General features: G+C 63.9%; 9 protein-coding genes. 5 read left to right on the top strand and 4 right to left on the bottom strand.

Features of this window, described 5'->3' with window-relative positions:
* The coding region (locus IVB47_RS11985; RefSeq protein WP_276576866.1) for a type II asparaginase at nt 1-1,274 on the top strand (1,274 nt) is incomplete at its 5' end.
* Between the two features lie 14 nt (nt 1,275-1,288).
* On the opposite strand, the gene IVB47_RS11980 is transcribed toward IVB47_RS11985, so the two are convergent.
* On the bottom strand, nt 1,289-2,164 hold the full coding sequence (locus tag IVB47_RS11980) for an MBL fold metallo-hydrolase (RefSeq protein WP_247461748.1): 876 nt from the start codon (nt 2,162-2,164) through the stop codon (nt 1,289-1,291).
* 133 nt (nt 2,165-2,297) lie between these two features.
* Between IVB47_RS11980 and IVB47_RS11975 the strand changes: the two genes are divergently transcribed.
* Nucleotides 2,298-3,308 carry a glycerophosphodiester phosphodiesterase family protein gene (locus IVB47_RS11975; RefSeq protein WP_247461746.1) on the top strand — a complete coding sequence of 337 codons (1,011 nt, stop codon included), beginning with the start codon at nt 2,298-2,300 and terminating at the stop codon, nt 3,306-3,308.
* On the opposite strand, the gene IVB47_RS11970 is transcribed toward IVB47_RS11975, so the two are convergent.
* Together IVB47_RS11970 and IVB47_RS11965 are read right to left on the bottom strand one after the other, a co-directional pair.
* Entirely contained in the window at nt 3,305-4,927 is a 1,623-nt protein-coding gene (locus IVB47_RS11970; RefSeq protein WP_027569745.1) for an ABC-F family ATP-binding cassette domain-containing protein, read from the bottom strand. The two genes, IVB47_RS11975 and IVB47_RS11970, sit on opposite strands and share 4 nt — an antisense overlap.
* Nucleotides 4,928-5,048: 121 nt before the next feature.
* Nucleotides 5,049-6,656, bottom strand: coding sequence for a multicopper oxidase family protein (locus IVB47_RS11965; RefSeq protein WP_247461744.1), 1,608 nt, complete (start codon nt 6,654-6,656; stop codon nt 5,049-5,051).
* 234 nt (nt 6,657-6,890) lie between these two features.
* Between IVB47_RS11965 and IVB47_RS11960 the strand changes: the two genes are divergently transcribed.
* Genes IVB47_RS11960 through IVB47_RS11950 form a run of 3 tightly spaced genes read left to right on the top strand, consistent with a single transcriptional unit; the run spans nt 6,891 to nt 10,809 of the window.
* Complete coding sequence (locus IVB47_RS11960) at nt 6,891-9,662, top strand: molybdopterin cofactor-binding domain-containing protein (RefSeq protein ID WP_247461742.1); 2,772 nt, start codon at nt 6,891-6,893, stop codon at nt 9,660-9,662.
* Nucleotides 9,659-10,183, top strand: coding sequence for a (2Fe-2S)-binding protein (locus IVB47_RS11955; RefSeq protein WP_247461741.1), 525 nt, complete (start codon nt 9,659-9,661; stop codon nt 10,181-10,183). The genes IVB47_RS11960 and IVB47_RS11955 overlap by 4 nt, the downstream gene beginning before the upstream one ends.
* 8 nt (nt 10,184-10,191) lie before the next feature.
* A complete protein-coding gene (locus IVB47_RS11950) occupies nt 10,192-10,809 on the top strand; it encodes an Isoquinoline 1-oxidoreductase subunit (RefSeq protein ID WP_249806669.1) in 618 nt (205 codons plus the stop codon).
* 198 nt (nt 10,810-11,007) lie between these two features.
* On the opposite strand, the gene IVB47_RS11945 is transcribed toward IVB47_RS11950, so the two are convergent.
* The gene (locus tag IVB47_RS11945) at nt 11,008-11,694 is read right to left on the bottom strand and encodes an outer membrane protein (RefSeq protein ID WP_247361382.1); all 687 of its coding nucleotides are present in this window, start codon (nt 11,692-11,694) and stop codon (nt 11,008-11,010) included.
* Nucleotides 11,695-11,902 lie beyond the last annotated feature (208 nt).

Raw genomic sequence — 11,902 nt, 5'->3', positions numbered from 1 at the left:
CCCGGGCATCCACGTTTTTGTCTCTGAATAACAGAGGCAAAGACCGTTTGCCTCTTCTCGCACGCACCGAGCGCGCAGAGCAAAATCGTCGCCACCCTAGACAGAGTGCCTCGGCTAGCGGAACATGCAGCGCTGAGCGAACCGGGGCGCACCAACGAATCTTCCAGCAAAGGGTGGTCGAGATGTTGCAGTTTCGAGTGCGTGATTACACGATGGCGATAATGAGCGTGCTCTTCGCGTTGCTCATCAGTTTTGACGTCGCGCATGCGAGGGGCCCGGGACTTCCCAACGTCATGGTGCTCGCAACCGGCGGCACGATCGCCGGCAGCGGGGCGAGCAGCACCACCGTGGTCGGCTACACCGCCGCGACGGTGGGCATTGAGACGCTCCTGAACGCCGTCCCCGAGCTGAAAACGGTGGCCAACGTCAAGGGTGAGCAGGTTTTCCAGATCGCCAGCGAGAACATGAACAATGACTACTGGCTCAAGCTCGCAAAGCGCGTCAACACGCTGCTCGCGCAGGACGACGTCGATGGCATTGTGATCACGCACGGGACCGATACGATCGAGGAAACCAGCTATTTTCTGGATCTCGTCGTCAAGAGCAAGAAACCTGTCGTCGTCGTCGGCGCGATGCGGCCGTCGACGGCGATCAGCGCGGATGGGCCCATCAACCTCTTCAATGCGGTGATCCTCGCAGGCAGCGACGAGGCCGTCGGCAAGGGCGTACTCGTTGCTCTCAACGATCAGATCAACGCGGCTCGCGATGTGACCAAGAACAACACCTCGACGGCAGACACCTTCCGCACGCCTGAACTCGGCTTTCTCGGCTACATGCAGGGCAACAAGCCGTTCTTCTATCGTCAATCGACGCGGCGGCACACGGCGGACTCTGAATTCGACGTCTCCAGCCTCGATGTCCTGCCGCAAGTCGACATCGTCTACGGCTACGCCAACATGAACCGGGTCGCGATCGACGCGTTTGTCGCCGCCGGGGCCAAGGGGATCGTGCATGCCGGCGTCGGTGACGGCAGCCTGGCTCGTCCCGCGGTCGAGCCGGCGCTCGACGAGGCCCGCAAGAAGGGTGTCGTGATCGTGCGCAGCAGCCGGGTCGGCAACGGCATCGTCGCGCGCAACGGCGAGGCCAAGGACGACGAGCATGACTTCGTCGTCTCGGATACGCTCAATCCTCAAAAGGCACGCATTCTGCTGATGCTGGCGCTGACCAAGACGACCGACACGAAGGAAATCCAGCGGATGTTCTTCACGTACTAGACCGTCCGGTCGCCCTACTCCCGCTTGAAACGGTAGTCGAAGGCGGCGCCGAACGGCTTGATCAGCCCGACCGTCGGCGCCGGGAAATGGATCGGCAGGATCAGCGTGTCGGTGTCGACGACGGAAGCAAAAAACTTCCGCCGCGACACCGCCGACTGCTTCGCATCCCAATCCGGCTTGGCCGACCAGTCCGGCCCGCGGCACTGGATCTGGTGATGCATGAGATCGCCGGCCACCACCGCGCGCTGGCCCTTCGAGAAGATGTTCACGCAGCAATGACAGGGCGAATGCCCCGGCGTCGGCGTCAGCGTGACGGTGTCGTCGAGCGCGTAATCGTCATCGACCAGCAGTGCCTGTCCGGCCTCGACGATCGGCAGGCAGTTGTCGCGAAACACGGTGCCGGGCGGATTGCTGCCCTTGGCATGCTCGGCCTCCCAGGCCGCATATTCACCCTTGTGGAAGACGTATTTCGCATTCGGAAAATTCGGCACCCAGCGTCCATCGCGCAAGGTCGTATTCCAGCCGGTGTGGTCGATATGAAGATGGGTGCAGAAGACGTAGTCGATCTGCTCGAAGCCGATGCCGAGCGCGAACAGCTCGTTGCGCCAGCGCTCCTTGCCCGGAAAATCGAACGGCGGCGGATGGCCCTTGTCCTCGCCGGTGCAGGTATCGACCAGGATGGTGTAGCGCGGCGTGCGCACCACGAAGGTCTGATAGGTGATCACCATCATGCCTCGCGCGGCGTCGAACACCTCCGGCTCCATCGTCGGCAGATGGTGCTTGAACACACCCTCGTCATAGGCCGGGAAAAAATCCTGCGGCCGCCGCCACGGCCCCTCCCGCTCGATCACCGCATCGATGGTGATGTCGCCGATCCGCAGCTGCTTCATGCGCGTTCCACCCCAGCTTTTAAAGCAGCGTAGCGGGCGGCATCGGACCGTTCAAGCCGGAAGGCGCAGAGCCGTCCCCTTGCGTGACGATTGCCGCAAATCAACCCCAAACGCCGCCGACGGTGATCGCGGAATGGGGGTAGAATCGGTGGGCACGAAACTGAGAATCGCGACGGCAGCCATCATCGCCGTCGCCTTGGGCATCTACGTCAACAACACGAGTCTGCTGGCGCCTCATCGTGACGGCAAGCCGGTGCTGCTTGCCCATCGCGGCATGGCGCAGCGCTTCGATGAGCGCGATGTGAAGAACGACACCTGCACCGCCGCACAAATGTTGCCGCCGACACACGACTATCTGGAGAACACTGTTCGCTCGATGCGGGCAAGCTTCGACGCCGGCGCGGATGTGGTCGAGCTCGACGTGCACCCGACCACCGACGGCGAGTTTGCCGTCTTCCACGACTGGACGCTCGATTGCCGCACCGACAGCCACGGCGTGACGCGCGAGCAAAGCATGGCGAGGCTGAAGCTGCTCGACATCGGCTATGGTTACACCGCCGACGGCGGCAAGACATTTCCGTTTCGCGGCAAAGGCATCGGGATGATGCCGAAATTGTCGGAAGTGTTCGCCGCCTTCCCTGACAGGAAGCTGCTCATCAACGTGAAGAGCCGCGACGCATACGAAGGCGAGAAACTTGCCACGGTGTTGAACGCGCTGCCGGCCGAGCGCCGCCGGACGATCATGGTCTATGGCGGCGACGAGCCCATCGACATGATGCGTCGCCTTACCCCGGAAGTTCGCACGATCTCGCGCGCGGCAATCCGAAGCTGCCTGATCGGCTATATCGGCTACGGCTGGACCGGCCTGGTGCCGGCATCCTGTCGGAACGCGATGGTGCTGGTGCCGATCAATATCGCGCCCTTTCTATGGGGCTGGCCTGACCGCTTCCTCGCGCGCATGGAGAGCGCGAACAGCGCAGTGTTCGTGCTCGGTCCCTACAGCGGAGGCGAGTTCTCCACCGGCATCGATACGCCCGAGCTCTTTGCCCGGCTCCCGCAAGGCTATTCCGGCGGGATCTGGACCAACGAGATCGAGGCAATCGCCGCGATCGCGGGCAAGGGCAAGGGCAAGAGCAAGAACTAGCTCCGCAATCCCGGCGCTTCCTGCCCCGTGCGCGCGACATATTCGGTGTAGCCGCCGCCGAACTGGTGGATGCCCTCGGGCGTCAGCTCCAGCACGCGGTTCGACAGGACGCTGAGAAAATGCCGGTCATGCGAGACGAACAGCATGGTGCCCTCGAAATCCGACAGCGCTGCGATCAGCATCTCCTTGGTGGCGAGATCGAGATGGTTGGTCGGCTCGTCCAGCACCAGAAAGTTCGGGGGGTCGAACAGCATCTTCGCCATCACCAGGCGCGCCTTCTCGCCGCCTGACAGCACGCGGCAGCGCTTCTCGACGTCGTCGCCGGAGAAGCCGAAGCAGCCGGCGAGCGCGCGCAGGGAGCCCTGCCCCGCGGTCGGAAACGCGTATTCGAGTGACTCGAACACCGTCTGCTCGCCATCGAGCAAATCCATCGCGTGCTGGGCGAAATAGCCCATCTTGACGCTGCCGCCGACCGCGACCGTGCCCTCGTCCGGCTCGCTCGCACCGGCGACGAGCTTGAGCAGCGTCGATTTGCCGGCGCCGTTGACGCCCATCACGCACCAGCGTTCTCGGCGGCGGATCATGAAATCGAGCCCGTCATAGATGCGCTTGCTGCCGTAGCCCTTGAACACCCTCTTGAGCGCCACGACGTCCTCGCCCGACCGCGGCGCCGGCGGAAAGTCGAATGCCACCGTCTGGCGGCGGCGCGGCGGCTCGACCCGCTCGATCTTGTCGAGCTTCTTCACCCGGCTCTGGACCTGAGCCGCATGAGAGGCGCGCGCCTTGAAACGCTCGATGAACTTGATCTCCTTGGCGAGCATGGCCTGCTGGCGCTCGAACTGCGCCTGCTGCTGCTTCTCGCTCAGTGCCCGCTGCTGCTCGTAGAACTCGTAATTGCCGGCGTAGGTGGTGAGCGATCCGGAATCGATTTCGACGACTTTCGAGATCACGCGGTTGATGAACTCGCGATCGTGCGAGGTCATCAGCAGCGTGCCTTCGTAATCGTGCAAGAACTTCTCCAGCCAGATCAGGCTTTCGAGATCGAGATGGTTGCTCGGCTCGTCGAGCAGCATGACGTCGGGACGCATCAGGAGAATACGCGCCAGCGCCACGCGCATCTTCCAGCCGCCGGAGAGCTTGCCGACGTCGCCGTCCATCATCTCCTGGCTGAAGCCGAGGCCGGACAGCGCCTCGCGCGCACGGCCGTCGAGCGCGTAGCCGTCGAGCTCCTCGAACGCGTGCTGCACCTCGCCGTAACGCGCGATGATCTCGTCCATCTGGTCGGCCTTGTCGGGATCGGCCATCGCGGTCTCGAGCTCGCGCAGCTCGGCCGCCACCGCACTCACCGGTCCCGCCCCGTCCATGACCTCGGCCACGGCGCTGCGGCCGGCCATCTCGCCGACGTCCTGGTTGAAATAGCCGATGGTGATGCCGCGATCGGTCGAGACCTGCCCCTCGTCGGGCAGTTCCTCGCCGGCGATCATCCGGAATAGCGTGGTCTTGCCCGCACCGTTCGGGCCAACGAGGCCGATCTTCTCGCCCTTGTTGAGGGCGGCGGAGGCTTCGATGAACAGGATCTGGTGGCCGGCTTGCTTGCTGACGTTGTCGAGGCGGATCATGGGGTCTTTTTGGGGGATTGTTGCGTTGCAGCGTCATAGGCCATGCCGGCCGCCAGGGGAAGCCCGGCCGGACCCGGATCAGCCCCGCGCGCCGCCGAATTCGCGCAATTCGACCCGCAGCTTAGGCCTTGTAGACCTCCACGGTCTGCATCATGCCCATCTCCTCATGGTTCATCATGTGGCAGTGGAGCATGTAGACGCCGGTGAAATCGATGAAGCGCGAGCGGAACACGACCTGGCCGCCCTTGCGCTCCACGATCACGGAATCTCGCCATTCCGGCACCGCCAGCGCCTTGCCATTGGCCGAGATTACCTGGAACGGGTTGGTGTGGATGTGGAACACGTGGTCGTCATGCTCATGGGTGTTGACGATGGTCCACTCCTCGACCGCACCCAGCTTGACCCGCTGATCGATGCGGCCGGGGTCGAACTTCTTGCCGTCGACGAAGAACTCGAATTCCTGCCAATGGCCGGCGGCATCGGCCTCCGGCGCGGTCGCCGACAGCACCACCTTGCGGCGGTTGGTGATCTCGGAGTCCTTGATGGTCGCGAGCGGCGCCGGCGGCAGGGCCCGCGGCAGCTTCATGTCCATCGGCGCGCCTGAGACCACAACCCGCGCCAGCGGTCCCACTGGCGAAGGATGGCCCTGGTCGTAGGGCGAGGCGTTGAAGGCGTAGGTGCCGGGGCTCCCTGCTTTCACCAGAATGTCCGCACGCTGGCCGGGCGCGATCAGGACCTGCTTGAGCGGCTGCATGGCGCCGAGCTGGATGCCGTCATAGGCGATCGCTTGCAGATCGTGCTTTTCCAGGTCGAGCAGCATGTCGTCCTGATAGGCGGCATTGAGGATGCGCCAGCGCTGCACCTCGCCGGGCCGCATCTCGATCATTGGCCGGCGCTGGCCGTTAATGGCGAGAAAGCGCGTCGCAGTCTCGGGAAACAGCGTCTCGAAATTCTCGACCATGCCATTGGCATCGTAGACCACCTGGGTCAGCACCATGAGGCGTTCGCGGGCGGTCGCGATCTCTGGAATTTCGGCGAAATCGCCCTCGATGACGACGGCGCCGACCATGCCGGAGGACATCTGGATGTCAGCGCTGCCGTGGTGATGTGGGTGATACCAGTAGGTGCCCCTGGTGTGATCGGCCGGCAGCGTTATTTCGATGTTGTAGCTGCGGCCCGGCGCCATCGAGCGCATGACGTTGTCGGAAATCCCGCTCGGGCTGGTATGCGCGCCGTGGAAATGGAAATTGGTGTTGTTGAACTGGTGCGGATGACTGATGTCGGCCGGCAATCCATCGCGGTTCGGCGGCAAATCGTTGATCATCTTGATGCGCAGCGTATCGCCGGGCTTCATGCGCAAGGTCGGGCCGGGGCTGCCGCCCTCATAGGACCTGACATAGAGCCGGACGCCGCCGATCTGGCGATAGGCATAGCCGACGCGCAAGGTCGTGCTCAGCACGCCATTGACGGACCGCCGCACCTCGGGCTCGAGCAACGGCTGGTCCATGGCGGGAACGGGCGTATCAGCGATCATTCCCATGGTCGGCGACATGTCCGCGGTGTGGGACGTGCCTGCATGGTCGTGCACGGCGTGCTGGGCATTCGCTGCACCTGCGAACAGCGACAACGCGCCCGCTTTGAGACCGCGATCCAGCAATTGGCGGCGCGACAATGTCGTCGTGCCCATGGTGCTGGTGACTGAAGACGCACCGTTCGGATCGTGCTGCATTTGAATCGCGCCCCCTGTTGCCGGACCGTCTTCCGTTCGATTCGATTTCAAAGCAAGCACGAAACACAATTCGATCTGCGAGCGCACGACATTCAGCGGTTGTAAACCTTCTCACCCGTTCTATCGTCGCATGATGCATCGTGACGGATTCGCGCTGGCGCTGACCTATGCCCTCCGGACATCGCATGCTGGCCGCATCCCGATGTTCTCGAAACTCTGTACAAGGATATGATCATGGGGCCTTCGCGACGTGAGTTCGTGAAGTGGTTGTCGGCGGGAGGCATCTCGGTCAGCCTGTCACATCTGGCGTCCGCGGCGGGCGTGCCCTTCGCAGCGCACGAGACGCTGCCCGGACGCGGCAAGTTCAATCCCGCGACAACGGGCGCCGGCCGCGTTGACGGCGTCGCCAAGGTCACCGGCGCAAAGCTTTACGCCTCCGACTTCCGGGCCAACGATCTGCAGGGCTGGCCGCAGGCCACCTCGCACGCCATCCTGGTCCGCGCCAACGACGCCACGCATGTCTATACCGGACTGGACCTCGGCCGCCTCGGCGGCGCGCTCAAGCCGTCGGTGGTGGTGACAGCCGCCGATCTCGATCGGATCGGGACGCAGGTGCCGGAATTCTATGCGGGCGACCTGTTCTGTCCGATCGGCAAGACGCCGCTTTATCTGGGACAGCCGGTTGCGCTTTTGATCTTCGAAAAGTTCGACGCCTTCGACCAGGCGCGTCTCGCGCTGCGCGACGGCACGTTCGTCCAATTCGGCGAGGAGACCGGGCCTGTCGTCGTCCCCGATTACGGGGCCTTCCGCTTCACCCGCGTGGCAGGTCCCTCGCCTGACCAACCGGATGTCTATTCGCCGCTCCAGGCCGGCTGGGTCTCGCCCAAGAAGGTGCAGAGCGCGGCGCTGCCGGTGTGGTCACCGCTCGCGAAGGACATGCCGGCGGATTACGCCAAGGCGGCGAAACATGGCGAGCATATCCGCGCCGAGCTTGCAGCGGATGACGCCTCCATGCTGGTGCTCGACCGCGAGTTCGAGACGCAATCGGTCGACCCGATGTTCCTCGAGCCGGAATGCGGGCTCGCCTGGTACGACGGCAAGGGCGGCAATCTCGAACTGCTGCTTGGCGTCCAGTCGCCCTACGAGGCGGCGGAGTCGATCGCGCATCTGTTCGGCAAGGCCCGCGCGCCCTACAAGCCGGCGCACATCAACGCGCAGTTCGCCCATGTCGGCGGCGGCTTCGGCGGTCGCGATCACACGCCTTTCATTCTCTATGTTGCGCTCGCGGCGGTCTGCTTTCCCGGCAAGCCGGTGCGGCTGGCGCATGACCGCTACCAGCAATTTCAGGCCGGCATCAAACGCCATTCGATCAAGATGCGCTCGCGCATCGGCATCGATCGCGCGACCGGCAAGATCAAGGCGTTCGCCGCCGATCACGTGCTCGACGGCGGCGGGCTCGCCCATTTCTCGGCCAGCGTCGCCGTCGTCGCGGCCACCGGCGCGATCGGCATCTACGACATTCCGAAGGTCGACGTCAGGACCGTCGCGGTGCACTCGCGCGGCGTGAGCGCGGGCTCGATGCGCGGCTACGGCATCCTGCAAGCCATGACGGCGCTGGAGGTCCTGATCGACGAAGCCGCGTCCGAGCTCAAGCGCGATCCGATCGATTTCCGGCGGCGTAACGCGCTGCCGCAGAACGGTCGGACCATGACGGGCAATCCCTACATCGTCTCGGTGCGCACGCCCGAAATCCTCGACAAGCTCGAGAAGCATCCGATCTGGCAGCAGCGGGCGCAGTTCAAGCAGACCTCGTCGGATCGGCTGGTCGGCACCGGCGTCGCCTGCGTCACGAAAGACTATGGCTCCGGTGCGGACGGCTCGCTCGGACGCGTCGAGCTTGGACCTGACGGCAGGATCGTCATCTATTGCGATCATGTCGAGATGGGCAACGGCATCGGGACGGCGCTGGCCAACCGGGTCGCCGGCCATCTCGGCGCCATCGCCGATGAGGTCTCGGTCGCCCGCGTCGACAGCTATGACGTACTCGGGCTGGTCACATCCGGCGATCCCTCAACCATGGACCAGAAGACCCAGGATGCCGCGGAGAAGAACCCGCGCTGGGTGCCCGCGATCAGCTCGCCGACGAGCTCCTCGATCGGCGCGCATGTCGGCACGCATTCCGCCGCGGAAGCCGCCCGCGTGATTTTCCGCTTCGGCCTGTGGCCCGCGGCGCTCGAGCTGTGGCGCATCGCAAAGACCGATCCGCGCGCGGGGCAATGGGCCAGCGCAAGCTGGCACAACGGCCAGCTCATCATGCCCGGCCTCGAACCGCTCGCCCTCCCTGCGCTCGCGGCGGCAGCTCACGCGCGCGGCTTCGTCACCGGTGCGGTTGCGCACAGCTTCTCGCGCTGGGCGTGGTCGCGGGCACGCTTCCCGCTGTCCGGCGAGCAATACCGCGCCGAGATCGACGCGCTGGCGATCCGCAAAGGCAACGGCAAGTTCGAGCGGATCAACCGCACCAGCGTCAAGTTTCCGCCGACCGACAACAACCGGATCGGCACCGCCTACACCTCGATGTGCGGCACGGTCGTCCGCGTCGAGATCGAGCGCGCAACCGGCGCGCTTCGCATCGCCAAGGCCTATAGCGTTTTCGAATGCAACACCGCGCTGGTGCCCGAGGTGGTGATGGGCCAGGCCCAGGGCGGCTTCGCCATGGGCGTCGGCTACGCGCTGCTCGAAACCCTGCCCCCGTTCGAGGGCGGCCCCGGCAACGGCGAATGGAATCTCGGGCGCTATCTGGTCGCACGCGGCTCCGACCTGCCGCTCCGCGATCTCGAGATCGAGATGCTGAAGCCGCTAGTACCAGACGAAGCGCCGAAGGGCATGGCGGAGGTCGTGATGATCCCGATCGTGCCGGCGCTGATCAACGCCATCCACGACGCCACCGGCCATCGCTTCCGCGCGCTGCCGGTCACCGCAAGCCTATTGAAGGGAGTGCTCGCGTGACGACCCTCAGCCTCACCATCAACGGCCAGAAGCACGGTCCGATGGACGTCCGCGACGATCTCTCGATGAACGATTTTCTGCGCGAGATGCTGGGCATGACCGGCACCAAGTTCGGCTGCGGCGCCGCGCAATGCCTGAGCTGCGCCGTCATCGTCGACGCGCCCGACGGCACCAGCACCACCAGCCCGACCTGCGTCGCGCCCGCCATGAATTTCGACGGCAAATCGATCCGCACCGTCGAGGGCCACGCCAGGGACGGCGAGCTCTCGACCCTGCAAAAGGCCTTCATCGAACATTTCGCCTTTCAGTGCGGCTATTGCACCGCCGGCTTCCTCAATGAGGGCCAGGTCTTGCTGGAGCGCCTGTCGCGGGCACCGGTCGCGCGCGAGGCGCTGGAGCAGACCATCGCGGATGCGCTCGACGGTCATCTCTGTCGCTGCACCGGCTACGTCAAATATCACGAGGCGGTGCGCGACGTGATCCTCGCCGACTCGAAGCGCTACCTCATGGCCACCAAGTGACACGCATCATGATCTCCGACGTGCGGTTCAAGATGATTGCCGTGGTCGCCGCACTCGCCGGCAGTCTCAGTGCGGGCTACGCGGCGTCGGAGACGGCAAGCCACGCCCTCGCCTCGCCCGAGAGCTTTGCTTCGATCGGCGATACCGAGAAGCGTTCGGCCGCAATCTTCACCGAGCTCGGCAAGGTGCTGACGCATCCGCGTTGCACCAATTGCCATCCGGCCGGCGACAGGCCGCGCCAGGGCGACAATGCCCGTCTGCATCAGCCGCCGGTCACGCGCGGCGCTGACAGCCATGGGCTCGAGGCGATGCGCTGCAACACCTGTCACCAGAAGGCCAATTTCGAGCCCGGCCGCATGCCCGGCCATCCCGACTGGCATCTGGCGCCGCGCGAGATGGCCTGGGAGGGCAAGACCGTCGGCGAGATCTGCGAGCAGATCAGGGATCCCGCGCGCAATGGCGGGCGCAAGGTGGAAGACCTGATCGACCATATCGGCAAGGACACCCTCGTCGGCTGGGCCTGGAAGCCCGGCTTCGGCCGCTCACCCGTGCCGGGCACGCAAGCGCAGGCCGGCGCGCTGGTCGAAGCCTGGGTGAAGACCGGAGCGGCCTGCCCGGCGCCGTGACGACGTCGAAGCATGACAAAAAAGCTCCAGTGAAGCAGCAGTACGGTGACAGGGCATCGAGGCTTCACTCCTTCGACGCCGAGAAAATGCAAACCAACGCAGTGTGAAAAATAACTGAGGGGCTCCGTCGCCGGGGCCCCTCTTGCGTCTCGTTCTCAGCCAACGTCTGAAAGCTTCGTTCGCTTAAGCTTCGTTCGCTTAGAAATGATAGTTCACACCAGCGCGCACGACGTGCATGTCTGTTTTTTCGCTGACAGAGAAACCGGTGCCTGGGGGAAGGCCAAATTGATCTAGGTTGAATGCGTCCTTGCCCAGGTCAACGTAAAGGTACTCGGTCTTCAAAGACCAGTTTTGTGCGATCATGTATTCGAAGCCGGCGCCGGCGGTCCAACCGAGCTTCGTATTCGTCCCGAGTGGAACGCCGCTGTTGGTTGTTGTCTGTCCATAGGCGAGACCGCCCGTCGCGTAAACGACGAAACGCTCCCACGGCAGGAAACCAATGCGTCCGCGAACCGTACCGAAATAATCCACCGTCGTGCCGGCGGCGCCGCCAAAAAGCGCGGGGATCCCGAGGCTGCTTTTCACATCGGTGCCCTGAATGTCAGCTTCGAAGCCATACAAGAACTGTGCGGCCTGCCAGTTGTAACCAAATTGGCCGCCGCCGAGAAATCCGTTCGACTTGAGGGCCAACACTCCGCTCCCGAAAGGAGACTCAGTGATGATTGCCGATTCACCGCCGCCATATCCGGCGTTCACACCGACGTAGAAACCTGTCCAATTGAAAACCGGAGCGGCATGGGCCGGCGCCTTTGCGTACAAGTCAGCGGCCGATGATGAGCCAACCATAGTCAGTAAGGCCACCGAGGCCATCAAGATCTTCTTCATTAAAGCCCACCTGTTTTTTAAGTTATCGACTGTATTCATAGCTTTCGAGAACGGTAGCAGTGCGTCCTCATCGTCACGCTCTCGACTCGTCTTTCAGTAAGAATGACGCTCGGTAGCAAGCAGACAGCGTCATTCGGGTCGGCGGCGCCCGCGCGCCGCCGCTTCTTCGCGATCTCAACAGCGCGCCAATCGATCTCATTTCTCAAGC

Origin of the sequence: Bradyrhizobium sp. 62 (assembly GCF_023073035.1) — a bacterium.
Taxonomy (GTDB): domain Bacteria; phylum Pseudomonadota; class Alphaproteobacteria; order Rhizobiales; family Xanthobacteraceae; genus Bradyrhizobium.
This window is presented reverse-complemented; position numbering and strand designations above follow the sequence as displayed.